This window comes from Streptomyces platensis, from assembly GCF_008704855.1.
In the GTDB taxonomy this organism is placed as follows: Bacteria; Actinomycetota; Actinomycetes; order Streptomycetales; family Streptomycetaceae; genus Streptomyces; species Streptomyces platensis.
Genome location: NZ_CP023691.1, coordinates 4424149 through 4450803, shown reverse-complemented (window position 1 = coordinate 4450803; position 26655 = coordinate 4424149). Strand labels below are relative to the sequence as shown.

Annotated in this window: 22 protein-coding genes, 2 tRNA genes and 1 pseudogene; 21 read left to right on the top strand and 4 right to left on the bottom strand. The window is 69.5% G+C overall.

Translation table 11 applies throughout. The features are described from left to right. Window positions 1-149 precede the first annotated feature (149 nt). From dnaA to CP981_RS19600, 12 genes and pseudogenes are all read left to right on the top strand, one after another. Window positions 150-2045 carry a chromosomal replication initiator protein DnaA gene (gene dnaA / locus CP981_RS19660; protein WP_085923689.1) on the top strand — a complete coding sequence of 632 codons (1896 nt, stop codon included), beginning with the start codon at window positions 150-152 and terminating at the stop codon, window positions 2043-2045. A gap of 1020 nt (window positions 2046-3065) precedes the next feature. Further along, entirely contained in the window at window positions 3066-4196 is a 1131-nt protein-coding gene (gene dnaN / locus CP981_RS19650) for a DNA polymerase III subunit beta (protein ID WP_085923690.1), read from the top strand. A gap of 206 nt (window positions 4197-4402) precedes the next feature. Further along, a complete protein-coding gene (gnd, locus tag CP981_RS19645) occupies window positions 4403-5281 on the top strand; it encodes a phosphogluconate dehydrogenase (NAD(+)-dependent, decarboxylating) (protein WP_085923691.1) in 879 nt (292 codons plus the stop codon). 80 nt (window positions 5282-5361) lie between these two features. Continuing rightward, a complete protein-coding gene (recF, locus tag CP981_RS19640; protein ID WP_085923692.1) occupies window positions 5362-6498 on the top strand; it encodes a DNA replication/repair protein RecF in 1137 nt (378 codons plus the stop codon). After that, window positions 6495-7028 (top strand): DciA family protein, encoded by a 534-nt coding sequence (locus CP981_RS19635; protein WP_042151016.1) that lies wholly within the window; start codon window positions 6495-6497, stop codon window positions 7026-7028. Before recF ends, CP981_RS19635 begins: the two co-directional genes overlap by 4 nt. A gap of 320 nt (window positions 7029-7348) precedes the next feature. Then, window positions 7349-9403 carry a DNA topoisomerase (ATP-hydrolyzing) subunit B gene (gene gyrB, locus CP981_RS19630; protein WP_085923693.1) on the top strand — a complete coding sequence of 685 codons (2055 nt, stop codon included), beginning with the start codon at window positions 7349-7351 and terminating at the stop codon, window positions 9401-9403. Window positions 9404-9453: 50 nt separating this feature from the next. Next, complete coding sequence (gyrA, locus tag CP981_RS19625; RefSeq protein ID WP_085923694.1) at window positions 9454-12075, top strand: DNA gyrase subunit A; 2622 nt, start codon at window positions 9454-9456, stop codon at window positions 12073-12075. Between the two features lie 15 nt (window positions 12076-12090). Then, complete coding sequence (locus tag CP981_RS19620; protein ID WP_085923695.1) at window positions 12091-12768, top strand: DUF3566 domain-containing protein; 678 nt, start codon at window positions 12091-12093, stop codon at window positions 12766-12768. Between the two features lie 88 nt (window positions 12769-12856). After that, a tRNA-Ile gene (locus CP981_RS19615) sits at window positions 12857-12930 on the top strand. 189 nt (window positions 12931-13119) lie between these two features. Then, entirely contained in the window at window positions 13120-13254 is a 135-nt protein-coding gene (locus CP981_RS38160) for a DLW-39 family protein (protein WP_003958712.1), read from the top strand. 244 nt (window positions 13255-13498) lie between these two features. Continuing rightward, window positions 13499-14480 (top strand): annotated as a pseudogene (locus CP981_RS19605) (vWA domain-containing protein); the annotation flags it as partial. A 227-nt stretch (window positions 14481-14707) separates the two neighbouring features. After that, entirely contained in the window at window positions 14708-16174 is a 1467-nt protein-coding gene (locus CP981_RS19600; protein WP_085923696.1) for a hypothetical protein, read from the top strand. 54 nt (window positions 16175-16228) lie between these two features. Here CP981_RS19600 and CP981_RS19595 read toward each other — a convergent pair whose 3' ends face one another. Further along, complete coding sequence (locus tag CP981_RS19595; RefSeq protein ID WP_085923697.1) at window positions 16229-17725, bottom strand: serine/threonine protein kinase; 1497 nt, start codon at window positions 17723-17725, stop codon at window positions 16229-16231. Window positions 17726-17766: 41 nt separating this feature from the next. Further along, window positions 17767-18315, bottom strand: a complete 549-nt coding sequence (locus CP981_RS19590; RefSeq protein ID WP_042151031.1) for a helix-turn-helix domain-containing protein — start codon at window positions 18313-18315, stop codon at window positions 17767-17769. 127 nt (window positions 18316-18442) lie between these two features. Between CP981_RS19590 and CP981_RS19585 the strand changes: the two genes are divergently transcribed. Next, window positions 18443-18515, top strand: a tRNA-Ala gene (locus tag CP981_RS19585). 173 nt (window positions 18516-18688) lie between these two features. On the opposite strand, the gene CP981_RS19580 is transcribed toward CP981_RS19585, so the two are convergent. Next, the gene (locus CP981_RS19580) at window positions 18689-19399 is read right to left on the bottom strand and encodes a DUF5324 family protein (protein WP_085923698.1); all 711 of its coding nucleotides are present in this window, start codon (window positions 19397-19399) and stop codon (window positions 18689-18691) included. A 319-nt stretch (window positions 19400-19718) separates the two neighbouring features. On the opposite strand from CP981_RS19580, the gene CP981_RS19575 reads away from it, so the two are divergent. Together CP981_RS19575 and CP981_RS19570 are read left to right on the top strand one after the other, a co-directional pair. Further along, on the top strand, window positions 19719-20246 hold the full coding sequence (locus CP981_RS19575; RefSeq protein WP_085923699.1) for a peptidylprolyl isomerase: 528 nt from the start codon (window positions 19719-19721) through the stop codon (window positions 20244-20246). A 147-nt stretch (window positions 20247-20393) separates the two neighbouring features. Continuing rightward, window positions 20394-21311 carry a rhomboid family intramembrane serine protease gene (locus CP981_RS19570; protein WP_085923700.1) on the top strand — a complete coding sequence of 306 codons (918 nt, stop codon included), beginning with the start codon at window positions 20394-20396 and terminating at the stop codon, window positions 21309-21311. A 235-nt stretch (window positions 21312-21546) separates the two neighbouring features. On the opposite strand, the gene crgA is transcribed toward CP981_RS19570, so the two are convergent. Continuing rightward, entirely contained in the window at window positions 21547-21801 is a 255-nt protein-coding gene (crgA, locus tag CP981_RS19565) for a cell division protein CrgA (protein WP_018092078.1), read from the bottom strand. A 181-nt stretch (window positions 21802-21982) separates the two neighbouring features. Here crgA and CP981_RS19560 point away from each other — a divergent pair, with 181 nt between their 5' ends. The 6 genes from CP981_RS19560 to CP981_RS19540 all read left to right on the top strand — a co-directional run bounded on the left by CP981_RS19560 (window position 21983) and on the right by CP981_RS19540 (window position 26641). Beyond that, complete coding sequence (locus tag CP981_RS19560; RefSeq protein WP_085923701.1) at window positions 21983-22753, top strand: DUF881 domain-containing protein; 771 nt, start codon at window positions 21983-21985, stop codon at window positions 22751-22753. A gap of 37 nt (window positions 22754-22790) precedes the next feature. Continuing rightward, entirely contained in the window at window positions 22791-23513 is a 723-nt protein-coding gene (locus CP981_RS19555; protein ID WP_085923702.1) for a class E sortase, read from the top strand. Window positions 23514-23594: 81 nt separating this feature from the next. Next, on the top strand, window positions 23595-23768 hold the full coding sequence (locus CP981_RS37775; RefSeq protein WP_018092075.1) for a hypothetical protein: 174 nt from the start codon (window positions 23595-23597) through the stop codon (window positions 23766-23768). Continuing rightward, complete coding sequence (locus CP981_RS19550; RefSeq protein WP_085923703.1) at window positions 23765-24421, top strand: aminodeoxychorismate/anthranilate synthase component II; 657 nt, start codon at window positions 23765-23767, stop codon at window positions 24419-24421. Before CP981_RS37775 ends, CP981_RS19550 begins: the two co-directional genes overlap by 4 nt. Continuing rightward, the gene (locus CP981_RS19545) at window positions 24418-25875 is read left to right on the top strand and encodes a class E sortase (RefSeq protein ID WP_085923704.1); all 1458 of its coding nucleotides are present in this window, start codon (window positions 24418-24420) and stop codon (window positions 25873-25875) included. The genes CP981_RS19550 and CP981_RS19545 overlap by 4 nt, the downstream gene beginning before the upstream one ends. A 25-nt stretch (window positions 25876-25900) precedes the next feature. Next, entirely contained in the window at window positions 25901-26641 is a 741-nt protein-coding gene (locus CP981_RS19540) for a class E sortase (RefSeq protein WP_085923705.1), read from the top strand. The last annotated feature ends 14 nt before the right edge of the window (window positions 26642-26655 follow it).

The window sequence follows — 26655 nt, the reverse complement described above, 5'->3', positions numbered from 1 at the left end:
CGCCGACCTCTTGCCAGGACACACTATGCACAGCCTGTGGACAACAACTTGAATCCCCAGGCCCGCCCTGACTACCGTGGCTGAACTTCGATTCCTTCCCGCCCGTCCTGAGAATCACACATTCGTGGGACTGTGAGAGAGCGTGCCCTGTGGCTGATGTACCTGCCGATCTTGCCGCAGTGTGGCCCCGCGTGCTCGACCATCTCCTCCGTGCGGAGGCCGACGGCCTCAAGCCCAAGGACCAGGACTGGCTCAAGCTCACCCAGCCACTGGCGCTGGTCGCCGACACCGCGTTGCTCGCTGTCCCCAATGAGTACGCCAAGACCGTTCTCGAAGGCCGGCTGGCGCCGCTGATCGGAGAGGCCCTCAGCCACGAGTGCGGCCGCCCGATCCGGATCGCGATCACCGTGGACGACTCCGCCGAGGAGCCCCCGGGGCAGTCCACGCCGCCGGCGCCTCAGCACCAGTCGTCCCAGCAGCACCACCAGCAGACGCATCAGTCTCAGCAGCACGATGCCTACGACGGCTACGAAGCCCGGCACGAGTCCCGGCACGACAGCCGGCAGGGTTACGGACACCAGGGCGACGACCTGCCCGGCGTCCGGCCCGCCTACCCGGACTACCAGCAGCCCCGGCACGAGCCCGGCGGCTGGCCGCAGATGGGCGGCGGCCCCGGTCCCCGCGACGACTACGGCTGGCAGCAGCAGCACCTCGGCGGCTTCCCCGAGCGTGACCCGTACGCCTCCCCGTCGTCCCATGTCTCGCAGCATCAGCAGCGGCAGAACGACTACCGTCCGCAGGCGCCCGACCGCAACGGGCCGCCCCAGCACTCCGACGGTCCGCGCTCCCCTTATGACCAGCCGCGCCGCGACCTCTCCGAGCACCAGCCCGGTGGGCACACCGGCCGCTCGGGCAACCCCGGGTCCGGCCCCGGCGCCATGCTTCCCACGCCCAGCGGTGCGCCCGGTCCGCTCGCCGCGCAGCCCGCGCCGGCGACCGGCCCGGGTGAGCCGACCGCGCGGCTGAACCCGAAGTACCTCTTCGACACCTTCGTCATCGGCGCCTCGAACCGCTTCGCGCACGCCGCCGCGGTGGCCGTCGCCGAGGCTCCGGCCAAGGCGTACAACCCGCTGTTCATCTACGGGGAATCGGGGCTGGGCAAGACCCACCTGCTGCATGCGATCGGGCACTACGCGCGGAGCCTGTATCCGGGCACCCGGGTGCGGTATGTGAGCTCGGAGGAGTTCACCAACGAGTTCATCAACTCCATCCGCGACGGCAAGGCGGACGCGTTCCGCAAGCGCTACCGCGACATGGACATCCTGCTGGTCGACGACATCCAGTTCCTGGCGAGCAAGGAGTCGACGCAGGAGGAGTTCTTCCACACCTTCAATACGCTGCACAACGCGAACAAGCAGATCGTGCTCTCCAGTGACCGGCCGCCCAAGCAGCTGGTCACCCTGGAGGACCGGCTGCGCAACCGCTTCGAGTGGGGTCTGATCACCGATGTCCAGCCGCCCGAGCTGGAGACCCGGATCGCGATCCTCCGCAAGAAGGCGGTCCAGGAGCAGCTGAACGCGCCGCCGGAGGTGCTGGAGTTCATCGCGTCCCGGATCTCGCGGAACATCCGTGAGCTGGAGGGCGCGCTGATCCGGGTCACGGCCTTCGCCTCGCTCAACCGGCAGCCGGTGGACCTGGGGCTGACCGAGATCGTGCTGAAGGATCTGATCCCCGGCGGCGAGGATGCCGCGCCGGAGATCACCGCGACCGCGATCATGGCCTCCACCGCGGACTACTTCGGGCTGACCATCGACGATCTGTGCGGCTCCTCGCGCAGCCGGGTCCTGGTGACCGCCCGCCAGATCGCCATGTATCTGTGCCGCGAGCTGACCGATCTCTCGCTGCCGAAGATCGGCGCGCAGTTCGGCGGCCGGGACCATACGACCGTGATGCACGCCGACCGCAAGATCCGCGCGCTGATGGCCGAGCGGCGTTCGATCTACAACCAGGTCACCGAGCTGACCAACCGCATCAAGAACGGCTGAGGCCGGCCCACAGGACGCCCAGGGCGCTCCGGGATCCGCTCCCGGAGCGCCCTTCGTCGTACGGGGACCGCCGACCGGCGAGCACCCCGGCCGCCCGGCCTCTCCCGGCTGCTCCCCACTCCTTCCGCTTCTCTCTGCGGCATCCTGCGCGCTCCCGTCGAGCACGTCCGATCACGCAACGCACCTCTCCCGGACCCGCTTTGAGCCCCCCAACCCCCCACTCCGAGAGACCCCGACACCGTCCCAAACCTGTGGAGCGCGCCTGCTGTGTTCGATTCCGCGGCGGGACACGGCCTCTCTCCACAGATTGGGCCAGAATCTTCCGTCCACATCCTGGGGAGGGGAAAGTTATCCCTGTGGGATCCACAGGCCGGTGTACTGACGGGGCATCGGAGGAGGTCAGCCGCATGTGGATTTGTGGCCAACCTTCTTCCACAGGGTGTGGACAGCGGATTCGTCCACAGGGCGGCCGCCGTCTTGTCCACCGCCCGCCCACAGGCAAGCCGCTGTTGTCCCCAGCAATCCCCAGCTTCTCCACACCGCTGTCCACTGTTCGGCAACACGACACCCGCCCTCACCGGGCCGAGTGAAAGCCGTCACACCAAGGTGGTCGGTTGGGCTGTGGGGAACGTGGGTAAAGCTGGGGATGGCACTGGGGAGAAGTACCTGTCTCCTGTGCATCGGGTGTGCAGAACTTTCGGCGGTCCACAGAACCGCCCGCTTATCCACGGCCGCCACCCACAGGGGCGGTGGACAAAAAATCCGCGTTGACCTGCGCAAAAGCGGTTGTCCACGGTTTCCACAGCCCCTACTACTACGACCACGGATATCTACCGGGGAACTCGTTCGGAAACGGGGCCTGTGCACAAGTTGGCCGCCGGGTGTCCGCCCTCGGCCGAGTCGACTTGACCCCGAGCCGCACCGACTGCCGGTGGCGTGCGTCAGACTGGTCTCCGGCAACCCAGCCGACGACGAAGGCCAGCAGGGCGAAAAGCCAGCAACAGCAGGAGGCGGTTTCCGGTGAAGATCCGGGTGGAGCGCGATGTACTCGCGGAGGCAGTGGCCTGGGCGGCCAAGAGCCTCCCGGCCCGTCCGCCGGTGCCCGTCCTCGCGGGCCTGCTGCTGAAGACGGAGGACGGCACGCTGAGCCTCTCCGGCTTCGACTACGAGGTCTCCGCACGGGTCTCGGTGGACGCGGAGGTGGAAGAGGAGGGCACCGTCCTCGTCTCCGGCCGGCTGCTCGCCGACATCTGCCGTGCTCTCCCCAACCGCCCGGTGGAGATTTCCACCGACGGTGTACGGGTCACCGTCGTCTGCGGCTCCTCGCGGTTCACCCTCCACACCCTTCCTGTGGAGGAGTACCCGTCCCTGCCGACCATGCCCACCGCCACCGGCACCGTCCCCGGTGAGGTCTTCGCCGCTGCCGCCGCCCAGGTCGCCATCGCCGCCGGCCGTGACGACACCCTTCCGGTGCTCACCGGCGTACGGATCGAGATCGAGGGCGACACGGTCACGCTGGCCTCCACCGACCGCTACCGCTTCGCCGTGCGCGAGTTCCTGTGGAAGCCGGAGAGCCCGGACGCCTCCGCGGTCGCGCTGGTCCCCGCCAAGACGCTGCTGGACACCGCCAAGTCCCTGAGCAGCGGCGACACCGTCACGCTGGCGCTGTCCGGCTCGGGCCAGGGCGAGGGTCTGATCGGTTTCGAGGGTGCCGGGCGCCGGACGACGACCCGTCTGCTGGAAGGCGACCTGCCGAAGTACCGCACGCTCTTCCCGACCGAGTTCAATTCGGTCGCCGTGATCGAGACCGCCCCGTTGGTCGAGGCCGTCAAGCGTGTGGCCCTGGTGGCCGAGCGGAACACCCCGGTCCGGCTGAGCTTCGAGCAGGGCGTGCTGATCCTGGAGGCCGGCTCCAGCGACGATGCACAGGCTGTGGAGAGGGTCGACGCCGATCTGGACGGCGACGACATCTCGATCGCCTTCAACCCCGGCTTCCTCCTGGAGGGCCTGTCGGCCATCGACTCCCCCGTGGCGCAGCTGTCCTTCACGACGTCGACCAAGCCCGCGCTGCTGAGCGGCCGGCCGGCCAAGGACGCCGAGGCGGACGACGCGTACAAGTACCTGATCATGCCGGTGCGGCTGTCGGGCTGACAGCCGGCAGAGCGCGGGCCACGCGGGTGGCGGCCCACCGGTCCGTCCGGAAGGCCGCCACCGCACAACGGCCCAGGCCACGGGCCTTGTGGCGACCGGCGGACCGGGCCCTGATGAGCGGCTGAGCCCACAGGTGTGCGCGGACCTGCGGGCGTAGGCTCGGTCCCGGGTACACCAGCAACGTCTACGTGCAAAGAGGGTCTCTGATGGAGCTCGGTCTCGTCGGTCTCGGCAAGATGGGCGGCAATATGCGTGAGCGCATTCGCCGCGCCGGCCACACCGTCATCGGATTCGACCGCAACCCGGACCTGGCGGATGTCAACAGCCTCCAGGGGCTTGTGGACAAGCTCAAGGGTCCGCGGGTGGTCTGGGTCATGGTGCCGGCCGGTGCCGCCACCCAGTCCACGATCGACGAGCTGGCCGAGCTGCTCTCGCCGGGCGACATCGTCGTGGACGGCGGCAACTCCCGCTGGACCGACGACGAGAAGCACGCCGAGGAGCTGAAGGCCAAGGGCATCGGCTTCGTCGACTGCGGTGTCTCCGGCGGCGTCTGGGGCCTGGAGAACGGCTACGCCCTGATGTACGGCGGCGACAAGGACGATGTCGCCAAGGTGCAGCCGATCTTCGACGCGCTCAAGCCCGAGGGCGACTTCGGTTCGGTGCACGCCGGCAAGGTCGGCGCCGGCCACTTCGCGAAGATGGTCCACAACGGCATCGAGTACGCGATGATGCAGGCCTTCGCCGAGGGCTGGGAGCTGCTGGAGAAGGTCGACTCCGTCACGGACGTCCGCGAGATCTTCCGCTCCTGGCAGGAGGGCACGGTCATCCGTTCCTGGCTGCTCGACCTGGCCGTCAACGCGCTCGACGACGACGAGCACCTGGAGAAGCTGCGCGGCTTCGCCGCCGACTCCGGTGAGGGCCGCTGGACGGTCGAGGCCGCGATCGACAACGCGGTGCCGCTGCCCGCGATCACGGCCTCGCTCTTCGCCCGCTTCGCGTCCCGTCAGGACGACTCCCCGCAGATGAAGATGATCGCCGCGCTGCGCAACCAGTTCGGTGGGCACGCGGTCGAGAGCAAGAAGTAGCGGACACCGCTCACTCAGCAGTAACCAGAAGCAGCAGGCAGCAACAGTAAGCAGCAGCCGGGGGAGGTCGGCGCCCAGCCATGCACGTATCGCATCTGTCCCTCGCCGACTTCCGCTCGTACGCCCGGGTCGAGGTGCCGCTTGATCCGGGCGTCACGGCTTTCGTGGGCCCCAACGGGCAGGGCAAGACCAATCTGGTCGAGGCGGTCGGCTATCTCGCCACGCTCGGCAGCCACCGGGTCTCCTCGGATGCCCCGCTGGTGCGGATGGGCGCCGAACGGGCCATCGTCCGGGCCGCGGTCGTCCAGGGCGAGCGGCAGCAGCTGATCGAGCTGGAGCTCAACCCGGGCAAGGCGAACCGCGCCAGGATCAATAGGTCTTCGCAGGTCAGGCCGCGGGACGTACTGGGGATCGTGCGGACGGTGCTGTTCGCGCCGGAGGATCTGGCGCTGGTCAAGGGCGATCCGGGGGAGCGCCGCCGGTTCCTGGACGAGCTGATCACCGCGCGCTCGCCGCGGATGGCCGGGGTGCGCTCGGATTACGACCGGGTCCTCAAGCAGCGCAACACCCTGTTGAAGACCGCTGCGTTGGCGCGGCGGCACGGCGGCCGGCAGATGGATCTGTCCACCCTCGACGTATGGGACCAGCATCTGGCCCGCGCGGGCGCCGAGCTGCTGGCGCAGCGGCTCGATCTGATCGCCGCGCTGCGGCCGCTCGCGGACAAGGCCTACGACCAGCTGGCGCCGGGTGGCGGTCCGCTGGCGCTGGAGTACCGCGGTTCGGCGGGCGAGGCGATGGCCGATGCCACCACCCGCGAGGACCTGTACGGCGTGCTGCTGGCGGCGCTCGGCGAGGCCCGTAAGCAGGAGATCGAGCGCGGGGTGACGCTGGTCGGCCCGCACCGCGACGATCTGGTGCTCAAGCTGGGCCAGCTCCCGGCGAAGGGCTACGCCAGCCACGGCGAGTCCTGGTCGTATGCGCTCGCGCTGCGGCTGGCGTCGTACGACCTGCTGCGCGCCGAGGGCAATGAGCCGGTCCTCGTCCTCGACGACGTCTTCGCCGAGCTGGACGCGCGCCGCCGCGAGCGGCTGGCGGAGCTGGTGGCCCCGGGCGAGCAGGTGCTGGTGACGGCCGCGGTGGACGACGATGTGCCGGGCATCCTGGCCGGGGCGCGCTACGCGGTGGCCGACGGCGCCGTGGAGAAGGTGACCCCGTGAGCGAGGAGCAGCCCGAGCGGCCCAAGGCCCCGGAGCTCTCCGGGGTGGATCTGGCCCGTCAGGCGCTGGTGGCCGCGAAGGAGCAGGCGCGGGCGCGGGGCGCGGCCGCGCAGCAGAAGAAGCAGGCCAGGCGCGGCGGCTTGCGCTCGGGGGCGCGGGCGGACGGCCGCGATCCGCTGCCGCTGGGTGCGGCGATCAACCGGCTGATCACGGAACGCGGCTGGGAGACCCCGGCGGCGGTCGGCGGGGTGATGGGGCGCTGGCCGCAGCTGGTCGGGCCCGAGGTGGCGCAGCACTGTGAGCCGCAGAAGTACGACGAGGACGCCCGCGTGCTGACGGTGCAGTGCGATTCGACGGCGTGGGCGACACAGCTGCGGCTGCTGGCCCCGACGCTGGTGGCCCGCCTCAACGAGGACCTGGGGCACGGCACCGTGAAGGTGATCAAGGTGCTGGGTCCCGGTGGTCCGGCACGGCGCTACGGATCGCTGCGCGCACCGGGCAGCAAGGGCCCCGGCGACACCTACGGATGAGCCCCCGGCCCCATGGGTGACCTGCGCAAGACGCCTGTATACGGGTGAGGCGGATGAGACTCCGCTCACGGTAGCCGCCGGTTGACAGTCCGAAGCGCTGAGTGCCCGTGTGAGCGTCCTGAGGCCCCGTCTCGGATATGGGGAAGTCGGCGGACGCCAGTTCAGGGCGGCACATGACGACTCAGGTACCTGCAAACCCCCATGAGTGTCAGTGCCACCGGTACACTGGTAGCAATCCCGCCCACTCGCGGAACATGTCGAACGACGCAGCCGCTCCCGCCTGTCCTCCTGGGGTGACCCTTACAGGCGCGGAAGGGCTTGTGCTGTGCCAGAAAGGGCGCTTCGTGGCCGACTCCGGCGACCTCAACGAGAACAACACGGCTTCTACTGAAGAGGGGGTTCCTGTCGGCCCGACGGGCGACTCCGCGGTGGAGAAGTCGTACGACGCCAGCGCGATCACCGTCCTCGAAGGCCTGGACGCGGTCCGCAAGCGTCCCGGCATGTACATCGGCTCCACCGGTGAGCGCGGTCTGCACCACCTCGTACAGGAGGTCGTCGACAACTCCGTCGATGAGGCGCTGGCCGGTCACGCCGACACCATCGACGTGACGATCCTGGCCGACGGCGGCGTGCGCGTCGTCGACAACGGCCGCGGTATCCCCGTCGGCATCGTGCCGTCGGAGAACAAGCCGGCCGTCGAGGTCGTGATGACGGTGCTGCACGCGGGCGGCAAGTTCGGCGGCGGCGGCTACGCGGTCTCCGGTGGTCTGCACGGCGTGGGTGTCTCCGTCGTGAACGCGCTGTCGCAGCGGGTGGCGGTCGAGGTCCGCACGGACGGCTACCGCTGGACCCAGGAGTACAAGCAGGGCGTGCCGACCGCCCCGCTGGCCCAGCACGAGGCCACCGAGGACTCCGGCACCGCGGTCACCTTCTGGGCCGACGGCGAGATCTTCGAGACCACCACGTACAGCTTCGAGACGCTGTCGCGGCGCTTCCAGGAGATGGCGTTCCTCAACAAGGGGCTGACCATCTCGCTCAAGGACGAGCGCCCGGACCACGTGGACGAGGACGGCACGCCGCTCTCGGTGCGGTACCACTACGAGGGCGGCATCGTCGACTTCGTGAAGTACCTCAACTCCCGTAAGGGCGAGCTGGTGCACCCGACGGTGGTCTCGGTGGAGGCCGAGGACAAGGAGCGGCACCTCTCCGTCGACCTCGCGATGCAGTGGAACACCCAGTACAGCGAGGGTGTCTACAGCTTCGCGAACATCATCCACACCCATGAGGGCGGTACCCACGAAGAGGGCTTCCGCGCCGCGCTGACCGGCCTGATCAACCGTTATGCGCGCGACAAGAAGCTGCTGCGCGAGAAGGACGACAACCTCACGGGTGAGGACATCCGCGAGGGTCTGACGGCGATCATCTCGGTCAAGCTCGCCGAGCCGCAGTTCGAGGGCCAGACCAAGACCAAGCTGGGCAACACCGAGGTCAAGACCTTCGTCCAGAAGGTGGTCCACGAGCACCTCAACGACTGGCTGGACCGCAACCCCAACGAGGCCGCGGACATCATCCGCAAGGGCATCCAGGCGGCCACCGCGCGCGTGGCGGCCCGTAAGGCGCGCGATCTGACGCGCCGCAAGGGTCTGCTGGAGACCGCGTCGCTGCCCGGCAAGCTGAGCGACTGCCAGTCCAACGACCCCGAGAAGTGCGAGATCTTCATCGTCGAGGGTGACTCCGCCGGCGGCTCGGCCAAGTCCGGCCGAAACCCGGAGTACCAGGCGATCCTGCCGATCCGAGGCAAGATCCTCAACGTCGAGAAGGCCCGGGTCGACAAGATCCTCCAGAACAACGAGGTCCAGGCGCTGATCTCGGCGTTCGGCACAGGTGTGCACGAGGACTTCGACATCGAGAAGCTCCGCTATCACAAGATCATCCTGATGGCGGACGCCGACGTCGACGGTCAGCACATCAACACCCTGCTGCTCACCTTCCTCTTCCGCTTCATGCGGCCGCTGGTGGAGGCCGGGCACGTCTACCTCTCCCGCCCCCCGCTGTACAAGATCAAGTGGGGTCGGGACGACTTCGAGTACGCCTACTCCGACCCGGAGCGGGACGCGCTGATCGAGCTCGGCAAGCAGAACGGCAAGCGGATCCGCGAGGACTCGATCCAGCGGTTCAAGGGTCTCGGTGAGATGAACGCCGAGGAGCTGCGCATCACGACCATGGACACCGACCACCGGGTCCTCGGTCAGGTCTCCCTGGACGACGCGGCCCGCGCGGACGACCTGTTCTCCGTGCTGATGGGTGAGGACGTCGAGGCGCGCCGCTCGTTCATCCAGCGCAACGCCAAGGACGTCCGCTTCCTCGACATCTGAGCCCTGTCGGCCCGTACAACAGCCGCAGCTCGAAAGGACTTTGAACCACCATGGCCGACGAGAACCCCCCTGTGACCCCGGACGGCGTGACCGCCGAGGGCGCGCCCGCCGCCATCGAAGGCGTCGGGATGCGCGTCGAGCCCGTCGGGCTCGAAACGGAGATGCAGCGCTCCTACCTCGACTACGCGATGTCCGTCATCGTCTCGCGTGCGCTGCCGGACGTCCGGGACGGCCTCAAGCCCGTCCACCGCCGCGTCCTGTACGCGATGTACGACGGCGGCTACCGCCCGGAGAAGGGCTTCTACAAGTGCGCCCGCGTCGTCGGCGACGTCATGGGTACGTACCACCCGCACGGCGACTCCTCGATCTACGACGCCCTGGTGCGGCTGGCGCAGCCCTGGTCGATGCGGATGCCGCTGGTCGACTCCAACGGCAACTTCGGCTCTCCGGGCAACGACCCGGCCGCGGCCATGCGGTACACCGAGTGCAAGATGAAGTCGCTGTCCATGGAGATGCTCCGGGACATCGACGAGGAGACCGTCGACTTCCAGGACAACTACGACGGCCGTAACCAGGAGCCGACGGTCCTGCCGGCGCGCTTCCCGAACCTGCTGATCAACGGCTCGGCCGGTATCGCGGTCGGTATGGCGACGAACATCCCGCCGCACAACCTGCGCGAGGTCGCGGCCGGTGCCCAGTGGGCGCTGGAGCACCCCGAGGCCTCCAGCGAGGAGCTGCTGGACGCGCTGATCGAGCGCATCAAGGGCCCCGACTTCCCCACCGGCGCACTGGTCGTGGGCCGCAAGGGCATCGAGGAGGCCTACCGCACGGGCCGTGGCTCGATCACGATGCGCGCGGTGGTGGCGGTCGAGGAGATCCAGAACCGCCAGTGCCTGGTGGTCACCGAGCTGCCGTACCAGGTCAACCCGGACAACCTCGCGCAGAAGATCGCCGACCTGGTCAAGGACGGCAAGGTCGGCGGCATCGCGGACGTCCGCGACGAGACGTCCTCCCGTACGGGCCAGCGTCTGGTCATCGTCCTCAAGCGGGACGCGGTCGCCAAGGTCGTCCTCAACAACCTCTACAAGCACACCGACCTTCAGACCAACTTCGGCGCGAACATGCTCGCGCTGGTCGACGGGGTGCCGCGCACGCTCTCGCTGGACGCCTTCATCCGCAACTGGGTGACGCACCAGGTCGAGGTCATCGTCCGCCGGACGAAGTTCCGCCTGCGCAAGGCCGAGGAGCGGGCGCACATCCTGCGCGGTCTGCTCAAGGCGCTGGACGCCATCGACGAGGTCATCGCGCTGATCCGGCGCAGTGAGACGGTCGAGGTCGCGCGCGAGGGCCTGATGGGCCTGCTGACGATCGACGAGATCCAGGCGAACGCGATCCTGGAGATGCAGCTGCGCCGGCTGGCCGCCCTGGAGCGCCAGAAGATCACCGCTGAGCACGACGAGCTCCAGCGCAAGATCAACGAGTACAACGCGATCCTGGCCTCCCCGGAGCGGCAGCGCCAGATCATCAGCGAGGAACTCGCCGCGATCGTCGAGAAGTTCGGCGACGACCGGCGCTCCAAGCTGGTGCCCTTCGAGGGCGACATGTCCATCGAGGACCTGATCGCCGAGGAGGACATCGTCGTCACGATCACCCGTGGCGGCTATGTGAAGCGGACGAAGACCGACGACTACCGCTCGCAGAAGCGCGGCGGCAAGGGCGTCCGGGGCACGAAGCTCAAGGAAGACGACATCGTCGACCACTTCTTCGTCTCGACGACCCACCACTGGCTGCTGTTCTTCACGAACAAGGGCCGGGTCTACCGCGCCAAGGCGTACGAACTCCCCGACGCGGGACGGGACGCGCGGGGTCAGCATGTGGCCAATCTCCTCGCCTTCCAGCCGGACGAGCAGATCGCGCAGATCCTGGCGATCCGCGACTACGAGGCCATGCCGTATCTGGTGCTCGCCACCAAGGCCGGCCTGGTGAAGAAGACACCGCTCAAGGACTACGACTCGCCGCGGTCCGGTGGTGTCATCGCGATCAACCTGCGCGAGCAGGAGGACGGCACGGACGACGAGCTGATCGGCGCCGAGCTGGTGTCGGAGACCGACGATCTGCTGCTGATCAGCAAGAAGGCCCAGTCGATCCGCTTCACGGCGACCGACGAGGCGCTCCGCCCGATGGGCCGGGCCACCTCCGGTGTGAAGGGCATGAGCTTCCGCGAGGGCGACGAGCTGCTCTCGATGAACGTGGTCCGCGCCAACACCTACGTCTTCACCGCCACGGACGGCGGCTACGCCAAGCGCACCGCGGTCGACGAGTACCGCGTCCAGGGCCGCGGCGGTCTGGGCATCAAGGCCGCCAAGATCGTGGAGGACCGGGGTTCCCTGGTCGGCGCGCTGGTCGTCGAGGAGACGGATGAGATCCTCGCGGTGACGCTCGGGGGTGGCGTGATCCGTACGCGGGTCAACGAGGTGCGGGAAACGGGCCGTGACACCATGGGCGTCCAACTGATCAACCTGGGCAAGCGTGATGCCGTTGTCGGCATCGCATGGAACGCCGAGGCCAGCCGGGAAGCCGAAGAGGTCGACGGGGGCGACGAGCCCGACGAGACCGGGGCGGACGGTGCCGTGCCTGCGGAGACCGAGGGCGAGCAGCCCGCGGCGGAGTAACACGAGGAGTAGATCGTGAGTGGAGCCACGGGCGCTGCGGCGGGTGGATCGGGAGCTGAGAAGGGCTCCTCGTCCGGACCCGCGACCGTGACGGAGGACAGCGCCCGTGGCTCCGCCGTTTCCGACACCGGCCCCCGGGACGAGGGCTCACATCAAGGGGAACCCGTGACCGATGCCCGCCAGCCGCAGCCGCAGCCCCAGGGGAAGGCCGGGAGCGGCGCACAGCAGCCGTATCAGCCGCCTCAGGCGTATCCCACCGAGGCCGGGCAGAGCGGCGAGCAGGCGGTGCGCCGGCCCCGTACGGGCGCCACCACGGCCCCGCGGACCCGCAAGGCCCGGCTGCGGGTGGCCCGCGCCGATCCGTGGTCGGTGATGAAGGTCAGTTTCCTGCTCTCCATCGCGCTGGGCATCTGCACGGTCGTGGCCGTCGCGGTGCTGTGGATGGTCATGAACGCGATGGGCGTCTTCTCCACGGTCGGCGCCACGATCAGCGAGGCCACCGGCTCCAGTGAGGGCGGCGGCTTCGATCTCCAGTCGTTCCTGTCGCTGCCGCGGGCGCTGCTGTTCACCTCGATCATCGCGGTGATCGACGTGGTGCTGGCGACGGCCCTGGCCACGCTCGGTGCCTTCATCTACAACCTGTCGGCCGGGTTCGTCGGAGGCGTGGAGCTCACCCTCGCCGAGGACGAGTGAGTCCCGCGTGAGAGGGCGTTCGGGAGGCCCCGTGAACCGATTTTGGGAACGCCTCTGAAGTGCGCTAATCTTCTGGTGCAGCGAGCGCGCGGCTATAGCTCAGACGGTTAGAGCGCTTCCCTGATAAGGAAGAGGCCCCAGGTTCAAGTCCTGGTAGCCGCACTGCACAATCGGCCCGGCCGGGGAACTCCCCGGCCGGGCCGATTCGTTGTACGGAGGCGGAAGTTGGCTCGCGGTGCGTGCCTCGGAAGAGGTGTTGCCGACCGCGGGCTAGGTAACCGATCGGTATCGGTCGGTGTGTATCATCGGCCGACATAGGTCCCCTACGTCAACGAAAGACGAGGTCGCGCGGTGAAGAAGCTTCTCCTGGTCGCACTGGCCGCCATCGGCGGGCTCCTCGTGTACCGCCAGATCCAGGCGGATCGCGCCGAGCAGGATCTGTGGACGGAGGCGACCGACTCCGTGCCCGCAGGTTCGGGTGTCTGAGACCCCCACAAACGCACAGCAGGTTCGTACGGACCCCGATCGCCTCCGGGCGGTCGGGGTTTCGTGCGCCCGGGGGCGGGCGGGGCGAGCTGGGGCCCCGGGGCAGCGGCGGTGCCGGAGTGGCTGATTGTCGTTGCCCTACCGTGACGGCGATCCTCTTGTGTTTGCTATAGCACACTATTGGCTTGCAATAGCAAAGCTTCTGACTGTGGTGTGACCAGCAGGACACAAGGGGGAACGGGGCATGGCGCGACGACCACGCCGGGGGGTGGTGGCGTTGCTCGGGGGGCTGGTGCTGACCCTGACCGCCCCCTCACTTCAGGCCACCGCGGCCAGGGCGCCGGCCGCCGAGGGCACCGGGATGGTGATGGTGCTCGACTCGTCCGGCTCGATGGCCGGGAAGGACGGCTCCGGCAGCACCCGCATCGCCGCCGCCCGCAAGGCTGTCGGCACGGTCGTCGACGCACTCCCCGACGGCTACCCCACCGGTCTGCGGGTCTACGGCGCCGACAAGCCCCGGGGCTGTGACGACACCTGGCTCGCCCAGCCGGTCGCCGCCCTCGACCGGGCGGGCCTCAAGCGGGCCGGTCAACTCTCCGCGGACGGCTACCGCTTCAAGGGCAAGCAGCTCCATGGCACGGCGACCAGGAGCGGTGCGCCCACGATGGCCCCCGGGCAGTACCTCGACTCCATCGGACCCCACGAGGAGCGCTACTACGCCACCGATCTGGATGTCCACCACCGAGATGTTCGGGCAGCAGGAGGGCGCGACGCCGCTGACCTCGGGCGTCAGCAGGGTCCCTGCGCAGAGCGGTACCGGCGTCTGCGACAAGGCCGGGCGGTACTGGCTGGTCGTCGAGCGCAAGGCCGCCAAGGGCTCGGACGCCGCCCGGTGGCCGATGGAGCTGACGTTTCACGTGGAACATCCGCTGAAGAAGGGCGTCACGCCCGCCCAGTCGGAGCCGGAGTACGGCGTGGGCGGCAAGGACGCCACGCTGCCCACCGCTGCCCCCAAGGACATCACCGGCGGCACCGGCTTCAATGACGCCCGAACGCTGCACCAGGGCGTCTGGCGGGACAAGGTCCTGCCCGCCCAGACCCTTTGGTACAAGGTCCCGGTCGGCTGGTGCCAGCAGCTGCGCTACGACGTGGAGTTCGCCAACGAGCCGACGGTCCGGGGCTACGGCGCCTCTACGTCCTTCGGCGGCACCCAGGACTACACACCGCAGGCTGGGGCCGCAGTGGTCGCGGCCGATACCTCCCGGGGCGATTCCGGCTCCTCGGCGGACGAAACGCCGGGTGGCGGTGGAGGATGGTCCACAGGACGTCTGGTGGCGGTCGCGGCCGGCGGTGTGGGCGTACTGCTGCTGGCCGGTCTGGCGGTCGCCTTCGGGCGGGCGCGCCGACGGCCGCGTGCCGACGGCGGGAATTCGGATCCGATGAGGGGTGGCTCGTGGTGACGGGGCGCACGACGTACAGGGGCATAGCCGTGCTGGCGGCGCTCGCCGCGGTGCCGATCCTGCCGGGGACGGTGGGCGTGGCCTCCGCCGAGAACGTGCCCCACTACCGCATGGCGGAGGGCGCCACGAAGATCGCGGGCAGCCCCAAGTCCACGGACGCACCGTCGCTACGGCCCGGTTTGCACACCGACGCCATCAAGCGCGGCGAGCAGAAGTGGTACGCCGTCAATCTGGACGCCAGGACCAATGCGTACTTCTCGGCCGTCGCGGCGCCCACGCCCGGCACGAAGGTCGCGGACTACGGCGACAAGCTGACCCTCAGCGTCCAGGACAGCAACGGCACGCCCTGCGGCTCGGAGGCGCGGCCGTCCTTCAACGGCGGCGGCATGGCGTACCCGATCGCCGACTACGTCACCCGCCGCATCGGTGCCGACCGCACGGAGTGCCAGAAGGCCGGCCCGTACTACCTTGTGATCACCCGCGAGGGATCGGAGACCTCCGGACCCGACACCTGGCCGCTGGAGATCAACTACCTCAACGAGCCCCGGCTGGAGGGCAGCACCCCCGCCAAGCCCGGCCAGGGCACCTGGAGCACCGCGACCCCGGCACCGCGTACGGACGCCACCAAGCGCGGCGCCCGGGGCGGCACCGGCTTCAATGACGCGGGCTCGGTCGCCTCGGGGGTCTGGAAGGACCGGATCAGGCCGGGCGAGACGCGCTTCTACCGCGTACCGGTGGACTGGGGACAGCGGCTCAACCTGAGCGCCGAGCTGCCGAACGCGACGTCGTCCCGGACCTCCGCCTTCCTCGCCAGGGTGCTCGGGCTGGCCGTCTACAACCCGGCGCGCGGTGCGGTCGGCGACCCCAGCTTTGTCTCGTACACCGGGAAGCCGGCCGCCGCCAAGGAGTTCACCGCGCCGGTCGACTACGGCAACCGCTTCGACTCGACCAACTCGGTCAACGCGATGCGGTTCGCGGGCTGGTACTACCTCGCGGTGAGCCTGCACCCCGATGCCGCGCAGTACTTCGCCAAGGGCGCGGAGCTCACCCTCCGGGTGGATGTCCGGGGCACCGCCAAGGCCGGCCCCGGCTACGCAGGGCCGGCCGGCGCCTTCTCCGTCACGCCAGAGGACCGGGAGACGGCGCAGAAGGGCCAGACCGCACAGGAGGCGGCGAAGAGCGGCACCTTGATGACGGTGGCCTACGCCGGGATCGGCACGGGCGTGGTGCTGCTGCTGGGACTGGGAGCCTGGACGCTGGTGGCACGGCGGTCCGCGGCCGGTGCGGCGGCCTCGGCCGGGCCGGGTACGGCGGCCGGACCGGCTACGGCAAGCGGGCCGGGCGGACCGGCTGCCGGGGGCGGGCCGGGCGGCCATCGCCCCTCGCTGCCGGGACAGTCGACGGACTCGACCCAACAGGCGTCACAGAAACCCCGGTTCGGGCCGCCACAGGGCTGGTAGCGGGTCCCCGACGGGCCGGGTGCACCTCGGCCCCACCGTCCCCGTGGCGGTGCGTCAGGCGGCGATCAGGGCCCATACGCCGACCGCGATGCACAGCAACGCCACGATCAGCACCGGGACCGCGACCTTCGCGGGCGGGCCCGGCTTTCTGTACGGGGCGGGGTGGGCCGGGGACGGCACGGTGACGGCGGTGCCCGCGGGGGGTTGCCCGGGGACCGGCAGCGGGCCCGCCGTATAGGGGCGGGTCGCGGACCGTTCCGGGTGGGCGGCGGCCGTCGGCTCGTACGCGGGCGCCGGGGGCGGCGGCATGCCGGACGAGACGGGCTGCCCGGCCGGCGTGCCGTAGCCGGTGGGCGCACCGCCGTGGCCGGTGCCGGCGTCGCCGTGGCCCGTGAAGGTGCCGCTCTGGCCCGTGAAGGTGCCGCTCTGGCCCGTTGGGGTGTCGCCGTGACCGGTGTACGTGCCGCTGTGGCCCGTGTACGTGCCGCCATGGCCCGCGTACGGGCTGCCCGGCGCGGCCATCGGCATCGGGGTGGGCGTGGGCGTCGGCGGGGTGCTCGGCTCCGGCGGGGCGAGCTGGAAGCTGCCGGTGTCCGACATGGAGACCTGTCCGGTGGCCCCGGTGCCCGTGGTGGCGCCGGCCGTCGCGGTTCCCGCCGGGCCCCTGGGACGCAGCGGCCCGTCCGGCCCGAAGCCGGCCGGCAGCGGCCCTATGTGGTCGAAGACCTCGACGATCTCTTCCTCGATCGTCACGTCCGGCAGCAGCTCGACGGCCGACAGAATCGCCTTCCGCGCCCCGGTAGCCGTCTTGAACCGCGCATCCGGATCCGGGTGTACCAGGGAGGCCAGCACCTGCCACAGCGGCTCCGGGACGCCCTCGGGCGCGTTCGGGATGCCGTGCTGGGTGAAGTGCCGGCTCATCGCCTCGGCGTCCGGCTTGGTGCCGGTGATCAGATAGAGCGCGACCAGGCCGACCGCGAACAGGTCGGCGGGGAAGTCCGGTTCGGCGCCCAGCAGTTGCTCGGGAGCGAAATAACCGGGCGTGCCCACCACGTAGTTGGCCTCGGTGAGCCGTGGCTCGCCCTTGCGCATCGCGATGCCGAAGTCGGACAGCCGCAAGTGCGGCCGCCCGGTGCCGGTGGCCTCCAGCAGCACGTTCGCCGGCTTGATGTCGCGGTGCACCACCCCCTCCGCGTGCACCGCGGTCAGCCCGGCCAGCAGCTGATCCAGGAGGGTGCACACGAACCGCGGCGGCAACGGGCCGTAATCCCCGATCAGATGCGCCAGCGAGCCGCCGTTCACCAGATCCATGGTGAACAGCACCTTGTCGTCGTCCGCGGCCCAGCTCGCCGGGGCCAGCACATGCGGATGGTCGATCCGCAGTGCCTGTTCACGGACGAAGCGCAGCAGGGTGTGCGCGTCGCTCTGTTGCAGCACCTTGGCGGCGACGTAGCGGCGGCGCCGGGCGTCCCAGGCGCGCCAGACCGCGCCCACCCCACCCCGCCCGATCGGGTCGATCAGCTCATACCGACCGGCGAAGACCTCACCCATTGCGCCCCGTCCGCTTTCCGAATCCGCGACGTCCCCTGTGGCTAACTCTGGTGCGCCTCGTAATGGGCGACCGCGTCCGCGGTGCGACCGGCACCGTAGACCCGGAGGAACTCTGCCAGTTCGGGGTGAGCCGGGGCGAGGGTGTTCGCCGCATCGATGATGTCCCCGGCGTCGGCGACCGACCGCAGCAGTGACTGGATCTCCCGCACCACGCGCCGCACCGTGGTCGCCCCCGTGGACGACGTCTGCTGTGCGGTGTTGTTCAGCACCGAGCCGCCCGCCGTCTTCTTGATCTCTTCCATGCGGTCGGTGGCCTCGGCGGCGCTGACGCTGCCGTCGGCGACCTGTCCGGCCAGGTCTTGCAGCGCCTGCACCCGCTGCACCACGGCCGGGTTGCCTATCTTCGCGCGCTGCCCGCTCATCAGCTGGGACAGCATCGGGGCGGACAGACCGAGCACAGCGGCCAGCCGGGCCTGGTTCAGGCCGAGATCGTCGATGAGACGGCGGAACAGCGCACCCAGAGGCTCCCCGTACCAACTGCGCTGGAGCTCCCGGGCCCGCGCGGTGGCTTCCTGCTGTGCTGAGTCCATACCGTCTCCCCTGTCTCCCCGATCGCTTCGCTGCCGCGAATCTCGCGAAGCATCCTACGGAGAGCAACGGTGCGCGGCGATACCCGGTCGGGAAAGCGGTCGGACACCGGGTACCCTGGTCCGCGAAGGGGCCTTAGCTCAGTTGGTAGAGCGCTGTCTTTGCATGGCAGATGTCAGGGGTTCGACTCCCCTAGGCTCCACTCCTCAAAGCCTTCCCGATCGGCGAAATCGCTGGTCAGGAGGGCTTTTCTGATTCTGACGGAGAGTTGGCCGCGCGCGGCGCCGGTGTTGTCCTCCGTACGCGACCGGGCCGGGACCGCCGCCCTCGCTGGGGTGACGGGCCCGGCCCGGTGAGGTGTCCGGTGCTCCGGTGTCAGGTCGTGCCGCCGCGGCGTTCATCGGCCTCGGCCTGCTTGGCCTGGACGTCGGGGTCCAGCGCGGCGCCCTCGCTGCCGTCGACCGCGCTCAGCCGGCCGCGGTCGCTGACCTCGGTCGGAGCCGGCGGCTCGACCAGCCAGTCCGGGTTGGCCTGCTTGTCCCACCACTTCCAGGCGGCGATCGCCCCGCCGGCCAGGATGCCCAGCACCGTGAGGCGCTTGGCGAGCTTGCCGCACTTGGCCCGGCGGCTGTGCTTCTTCTGGAGCTTGGCGATCTCGGCGGCCGTCACCTGGCCGCGGAGCGCGGCGAGCGCGGCGGCACCGCGGGCGACGGCCTCGTCGCGAACCGGCTCGGCCGCGGCGCGGGCGTGGGTCACCGCGTGCTCCAGCCGCGGTGCCGTGTAGTCGGCAGCCTGGCGGGCCGCCTTACGGGTCCGGCAGGCGGCCCGGGTCGCCGCGGCGTCCACCTTGGGCGGCAGCGTGCCTCGGGCGTGCTCGATACGCGGGTGCAGATGCGCTTCGTACTGCGCACGTGCCTGATGAGCGGCCTCGGCCACCTTGGGAGCCGTTCGTGTGCGGGCCTCGTGAGCGAAGTGCACGGCGGCTTCCTTGGCCGTACCGGCATACGGAGCCACCACCTCCGCTGCGTGCCGCACGCTGTCCTTGGCCGTATCGGTCGCGGCGCGCACGCTCTTCTTGCGGGTCACGGGATCCTCCTCCTCGGTGGCGTGTCCGGGGCTTGGGGGTTGGTCCCCCGTGTCTTCTCTGTCGCCTGTCCACCCGTTTGAAGATCATGCCCGCTCATGCGTCGTACGGCATGTGCGAGCGGGCATCCGGGTCATTGCGGACCTTCCGGAGTCTTGTTGACGACAATGCCACGATTTGCCGCTCCGGGCGCTGGAAATCCGCACGAAAACCGGCAAGAGGTGCGGGCGGGACGGCGCGCACAGGCCGCGCAGAGGCCTTCGGCGGGCCGGTCCATGCGAGGATCAGGATCCGTCAGCGAAGACTTATGGAAGGTAGAACGTGGCTGAGCAGCTCTACGCCACCCTGAAGACGAACCAGGGCGACATCGAGATTCGGCTCCTGCCGAACCATGCACCGAAGACGGTCAAGAACTTCGTCGAGCTCGCCCAGGGTGAGCGGGAGTGGACCCACCCGGCGACCGGCAAGAAGTCCACGGACCGGCTCTACGACGGCACCGTCTTCCACCGGGTGATCAGCGGCTTCATGATCCAGGGCGGCGACCCGCTGGGCAACGGCACCGGCGGCCCCGGCTACGAGTTCGGGGACGAGTTCCACCCCGACCTGGCCTTCAACAAGCCGTACCTGCTGGCCATGGCCAACGCCGGTCCGGGCACGAACGGCTCGCAGTTCTTCATCACCGTCGGCGCCACCGCGTGGCTGACCGGCAAGCACACCATCTTCGGTGAGGTCAGCAGCGAGGCGAGCAAGAAGGTCGTCGACGCCATCGCCGCCACCCAGACCAACCCGCGCACCGACCGTCCGCTCCAGGACGTCGTGATCGAGTCGGTGGCCATCGAGACCCGCTGACCCGCGTCGCCGGCCCCGGACGGATCCGGGGAACCATTGCGCCCCGCCCGGTCGTACATCAGGCGGGGCGCGACGCTCGTCCACGGGCGAAGGCCGGGCGGAAGGCGAAGGCTGACGCGCCCGGACGGAGAAGAGGACGAGGGACGGATGGACCAGGTGCCAGGCAGCCCGAAGGAGCCGCAGGACGCGCGGGATGACGATGGCCTGCCGGGCTGCCACCGCCACCCGGATCGCCCCAGCGGCATCCGCTGCACTCGCTGTGACCGGCCCATATGCCCCGAGTGCATGGTCAGTGCCTCGGTCGGCTTCCAGTGCCCGGAGTGTGTACGGGGCGGTGCCGGCACCGGTCACGCACCGCAGGCCGCGGCGCCGCGCACGATCGCGGGCGGCACCATCGCGGCCGATCCGCGGCTGATCACCAAGATCCTGCTGGGCCTCAACGCCGCCGTGTTCGTCGCCGTGCTGGCGACGGGCGGTGAACTGAGCCCGCTGGTCCACCGGCTCGATCTGCTCGGGCTCGACGCCGACCCGAGCCGGCATCAGCTCATCGGTGTCGCCGAGGGCGAGTGGTACCGCCTGCTGACCGCGATGTTCCTGCACCAGCAGATCGCGCACTTCGCGTTCAACATGCTCTCGCTGTGGTGGCTGGGCCCGCCGCTGGAGGCGGCGCTCGGCCGGCTGCGGTTCATCGCGCTCTATGTGCTGGCCGGCCTGGGCGGCAGCGCCCTGTCGTATCTCCTCGCCGCACCGGGCCAGCCCTCGCTGGGCGCCTCCGGCGCGATCTTCGGCCTGCTCGGTGCGACGGCCGTACTCCTGCGGCGGCTGAATTACGACATGAAGCCGGTGCTGATCCTGCTCGGCATCAACCTGGCCTTCACGTTCCTGTGGCCGAACATCGCCTGGCAGGCCCATGTCGGCGGCCTGGTGGTGGGCGCCGCGGTGGCGTTCGGAATGGTGCATGCGCCGCGCGACCGCCGGACGCTGGTGCACGCCGCGACCTGCGCGGTGGCGTTCCTGGCAGTCATCGCGGTGGTGTGGGTCCGGACCCTTCAGCTGGTGGGCTGAGAGTCCGTCCCGGCATGTTGTCCACAGTGCGTGGCCGATCTTGTGCATGCGGTGCGGAACTTTCTTTCCGCACCGCTCCGGGCTGCGTTTCCCCAGCAAGGAACGGGGGAGCCGTAGCCCGGCAGAGGGTGCCGCCGATCACACCGGCGTCAACCTCTGGAGGGTTATCCACAGATCTTCTGAAGTTTTCCCCGGCTGTGGATAACCGTGTGGATGGCCTTGGGCAGGGCTTGCGCTACTTCCACTGGGTGGATACGCCGAAGCCCACCGCGATGAAGCCGAAGCCACACACGATGTTCCAGTTGCCCATGGCGGCGATGGGCAGATCGCCCTCGGAGACGTAGAACATCACGATCCACACCAGCCCGATGAGGAACATCGCCAACATCAGCGGCGCCACCCAGCCACGGCCTGAGCTCATCTTCAGGTTGGTGGTCTTCGCTGGCGGCGGCGTGAAGTCGTCCTTCTTGCGGATCCGTGACTTCGGCACGAGGAACTCTCCTGTCGATGCGCTGCTCCCCCGCTCTCGTGGTCGCGCGAGCGGGCGGTGCCCCCATCCGCGGGGGAGGTACGAGGTGTACGCCAGGGCACGGACGCGGTGGGGAGCGGATTCCTTTCCCGGGCGTCCGTTAGCGTAGTGCTTCCGTGGCGTCGTAAGGAGTAAGGGTACGTTGAGCAATTCCGCTGACTCCCCCGACCGCCCCACCCGCTCCCGCCTGCGGCCCGTACGGCTCCTCACCCTGGTCGTGTTCGCGCTCGCCGGGCTGATGTTCTGGCTGAGCTTCGACACCGCGCGGGGCACGAATCTGCGCTCGGACGACTCGATGCTGCGGTTGTCCGACCTCATCCAGGAACGCAGCCACAAAAACGGTGCCCAGGACGACCGTAACGCCACCCTGCGGGGAGAGGTCGACGCGCTCGCGCAGCGCGACAACGGCAGCTCCCGGGCCGAGGAGGCCAAGCTCAAGGCGCTGGAGAAGAAGGCCGGCACCAAGCCGGTGAAGGGGCAGGGCGTGACGGTCACGCTCACCGACGCCCCGCCCAACGCCACCGCCAAGATCCCCGGGCTGCCCGAGCCGCAGCCCAACGACCTGGTCATCCACCAGCAGGACCTCCAGGCCGTGGTGAACGCCCTGTGGCACGGCGGCGCCAAGGGCATCAAGGTCATGGACCAGCGGCTGATCTCCACCAGCGCGGTGCGCTGCGTCGGCAACACCCTGATCCTCCAGGGCCGGGTCTACTCCCCGCCGTACAAGGTCACCGCCGTCGGCAACCGCGAGGCCCTCATCAACGCACTGACCGCGTCCCCCGCCATCCAGAACTATCTCCAGTACGTGAACGCCTACGGCCTGGGCTGGAAAGTCGACCAGCACGAGGCGGTGACTCTTCCCGGCTACTCCGGCACAGTGGATCTCCACTACGCACAGCCTGTGAAGCCGTAGCCCGCACGCCGTGGGCGCCGGGGAGGGGCGGGGCCGGATGACGCTGCGGGGCCGGACAACCGTGCGGTGGATCGTGCGGACGCTCAGCGAGATCTGTGTGACCGCCGGCGCACTGATCGTGCTCTTCGTGGCCTACCTCCTCTTCTGGACCGGCGTACAGGCCGACAGCGCCATGGACGGCGAGATCGGCAGGCTCCGGGACCAGTGGTCCACGGGCCGGGTGACCGCCCCCGACCGCACACCGGCCGCCGACGGCGGCACCACTCCGGCCGAGCCTCCCCGCCGCTCCACCCCGGGCACCTCGTTCGCCGTCATGTACATCCCGCGCCTGGGCGCCGACTGGACCAAGCCCGTCCTGGAAGGCACCGTGTCCGACACCCTCAAGCGGGGCCTCGGCCATTACGCTCGCACCGCCCGGCTCGGCGCGATCGGCAACTTCTCCGTCGCCGGCCACCGCCGCACCTACGGCGACCCCTTCAAGGACTTCCCGCGGCTGCGCCCCGGCGACGCGGTGGTGCTGACCGACGGCACGACCTGGTTCACCTACCGCATCGACAACCGGCCCTACACGACGCTGCCCGGCGACATCGGGGTGATCGACCCGGTACCGCGGAAGTCCGGTTTCAACGGTCCCGGGCGCTATCTCACGCTGACCACCTGCGAGCCGGAATGGGGCCACAGCCACCGGCTGATCACCTGGGCACACCTGGATTCCACCCAACCCGTGGCACAGGGAAGGCCATCGGCTTTGACCGGCTGACCCACCTGGGCCCGTCCTCGCCCCTTACTCTGGTGTCGCAATCGACATCGTCATCGGCATCGGCAAGGGGACAGCGACAGCATGTACGGCTGGATCTGGCGGCATCTGCCGGGCAACACATGGGTGAAAGCGCTGATTTCCCTGGTGCTCGTGCTGGCGGTCGTCTTCGTGCTTTTCCAGTACGTCTTTCCGTGGGCGGAGCCGCTGCTCCCCTTCAATGACGTCACTGTCGATGAAGGGATGGCCGCCCGATGACCGCACGGATTCTCGTCGTCGACAACTACGACAGCTTCGTCTTCAACCTCGTCCAGTACCTCTACCAACTCGGCGCCGAATGCGAGGTGCTGCGCAACGACGAGGTCGCGACGCGGCACGCCCAGGACGGCTTCGACGGGGTGCTGCTGTCGCCCGGCCCCGGGACGCCCGAGCAGGCCGGCGTCTGCGTCGACATGGTCCGGCACTGCGCGGACACCGGCGTCCCGGTCTTCGGCGTCTGCCTGGGCATGCAGTCGATGGCGGTCGCCTACGGCGGCGTGGTGGACCGCGCCCCCGAGCTGCTGCACGGCAAGACCTCGCTGGTCCACCACGACGACGTCGGCGTCTTCTCCGGGCTGCCGTCCCCCTTCACCGCCACCCGCTATCACTCCCTGGCGGTCGAGCCGGACACTGTCCCCGACGAACTGATCGTCACGTCCTGGACGGAGGCCGAGGACGTCCCCGGCGGACGGATCGTCATGGGCCTGCGGCACCGCGAACTCCGCGTCGAGGGCGTCCAGTTCCACCCCGAGTCGGTCCTGACGGAGTGGGGACACCGGATGCTGGCCAACTGGCTCGTCGAATGCGGTGACAAGGGGGCGGTGGAGCGCTCGACGGGGCTGGCCCCAGTGGTCGGCAAGGCAGGCGGGTGACCGCTCTGCGCCCGGAACGTGAAGGGAGATCCTACGAGCCGAACGAGCCGGACCGGTCCTCCACTCCGCAGGACCCGTACCGGCAGCCCGATCCGTTCGAGGCGGCGGTGGAGGGGCTCGCCGACCCGCTGACCGATCCGCTGCCGGGCCAGGCGCCCCCGGCACCCGGGTCCGGTCCGTACGGACAGCCGGGCCGTGGCCGCCGACGGGGCAAGCCCGCTCAGGAGGGCGGGAGGCCGGGCTCACCGTGGTTCCGGCCGCATCTGGAGCCCGAAGGGCCGTCCCGGCCGGATCCGCAGGCGCACGGCCCTCAGATGGCCGCCTACGGCCAGGCGTACGGCTCCGGCTACGTCCCCCGCCCCGCCACCGCCGAGTCGATATCCCGGCGCGAAGCCGCCCCGGAGGTACCGGCGTCACCGGCCCCCGCTCCGCGGGTGAGCTCGACGCCGGCCGTGAGCCCCGCTCCGGCCAGGGCCGCTGCCCCCGCGTCGCGGCAGGACGACGAGACCATGGCGCTGCGGCAGGCAGAGAAGCCTGACGGGGACGGCGTTTCACGTGAAACCGGCGCGACGGTTTCACGTGAAACCGCGACAGGGACCCCGGAGCTCGGAGGCCGAGCGGCCCGGCGCAAGGCCGCTCAGGAGGCCGCCAAGCGGGGCGGCAGACGTGGACGCCACAGTGGAGCCGCCGCCGCTACAGCCGCCGCTGCTACCGCTTCGGAACCAACCTCCGCCCCCATGTCCCGGCTGGAGGCCCGGCAGGCCGCACGAGCCGCCAAGGACAGCCCCAGCCTGATCGCCAGCCGTGCGCTGGGCGAGGTGTTCATCACCCTCGGCGTACTGATGCTGCTGTTCGTCACCTATCAGCTCTGGTGGACGAATGTGCTGGCCGAGCAGGAGGCGGGCGGCGCCGCCAACAACCTTCAGCACGAATGGGACAAGGGCGGCGGCGAGAAGAAGAACCTCGCGGACGGCGAGCGCTTCGGGATCATGTATATCCCCAAGCTGGATGTGAAGGCGCCGATAGCCGAGGGCATCGACAAGCACAAGGTGCTGGACCACGGCCTGATCGGTCACTACGACAAGAACAGCGGGATCAAGACCGCGATGCCCTGGGACAAGAAGGGCAACTTCGCGGTGGCGGCCCATCGCAATACGCACGGCGAGCCGTTCCGCTACGTCAACCGGCTCACCAAGGGCGACAAGATCATCGTCGAGACGAAGAGCTCGTACTACACCTACGAGATGGAGAGCATCCTCCCGCAGACGTCGCCGAGCAACACCAGCGTGATCGGCCCGGTGCCGCCCGGCTCGGGATTCACCGGGCCCGGCCGCTACATCACCCTGACGACCTGCACCCCCGAGTTCACCAGTACCTATCGGATGATCGTCTGGGGCAAGATGGTCGACGAGCGGCCGCGGAGCAAGGGCAAACCGGATGCGCTCGCCGGCTGAGCAAACATAAGAGGGGTGCTACGCGGTGACTGCCACCGGAAACGACGAGGCATGCGACCGGTCCGCGCCGCCACTCAAGCCGCGCCGGGTGCGCCGGGCCATCGCCTCCGTCGTCAGCGTCATCGGTGAGCTGCTGATCACGGTCGGGCTGATCCTGGGACTGTTCGTCGCGTACTCGCTGTGGTGGACCAACGTCCTCGCCGACCGCGAAGCCCACAAGCAGGGTGACCAGGTGCGCCGGCACTGGGCGAGCAACGGGCCCAAGGGGCCGGGCGAGCTGGACACCAAGGACGGCATCGGCTTTCTGCACGTACCGGCGATGAACAACGGCGAGGTGCTGGTCGAGAAGGGCACCGACTCCGAGATCCTCAACGAGGGGGTGGCCGGCTATTACACCAAGCCGGTCAAGTCGGGGCTGCCCAAGGACAAGAAGGGCAACTTCACCCTCGCCGCGCACCGCGACGGCCACGGCGCGAAGTTCCACAACATCGACAAGCTCAAGGACGGCGACCCGATCGTCTTCGAGACCAAGGACACCTGGTACGTCTACAAGGTCTTCGCGACCCTGCCGGAGACCTCCAAGTACAACGTGGACGTCCTCGACGACATCCCGAAGGAATCCGGCAAGCGCAAGGCGGGCCGCTACATCACCCTCACGACCTGCACCCCGGTCTACACCTCGAACTACCGCTTTATCGTCTGGGGCGAACTGGAGCGGACCGAGAAGGTCGACGCGGAGCGCACGCCGCCGAAGGAACTCCGCTAGGCCGCGGGGGGGGG

Bases quoted from the DNA above. Each gene is read 5' to 3' on its own strand.
- gnd (WP_085923691.1), top strand. From the start codon at position 4,403: ATGGAGCTCGGTCTCGTCGGTCTCGGCAAGATGGGCGGCAATATGCGT.
- recF (WP_085923692.1), top strand. From the start codon at position 5,362: ATGCACGTATCGCATCTGTCCCTCGCCGACTTCCGCTCGTACGCCCGG.
- gyrA (WP_085923694.1), top strand. From the start codon at position 9,454: ATGGCCGACGAGAACCCCCCTGTGACCCCGGACGGCGTGACCGCCGAG.
- CP981_RS19595 (WP_085923697.1), bottom strand. From the start codon at position 17,725: ATGGGTGAGGTCTTCGCCGGTCGGTATGAGCTGATCGACCCGATCGGG.
- CP981_RS19590 (WP_042151031.1), bottom strand. From the start codon at position 18,315: ATGGACTCAGCACAGCAGGAAGCCACCGCGCGGGCCCGGGAGCTCCAG.
- CP981_RS19570 (WP_085923700.1), top strand. From the start codon at position 20,394: ATGGACCAGGTGCCAGGCAGCCCGAAGGAGCCGCAGGACGCGCGGGAT.
- CP981_RS19555 (WP_085923702.1), top strand. From the start codon at position 22,791: ATGACGCTGCGGGGCCGGACAACCGTGCGGTGGATCGTGCGGACGCTC.
- CP981_RS37775 (WP_018092075.1), top strand. From the start codon at position 23,595: ATGTACGGCTGGATCTGGCGGCATCTGCCGGGCAACACATGGGTGAAA.
- CP981_RS19550 (WP_085923703.1), top strand. From the start codon at position 23,765: ATGACCGCACGGATTCTCGTCGTCGACAACTACGACAGCTTCGTCTTC.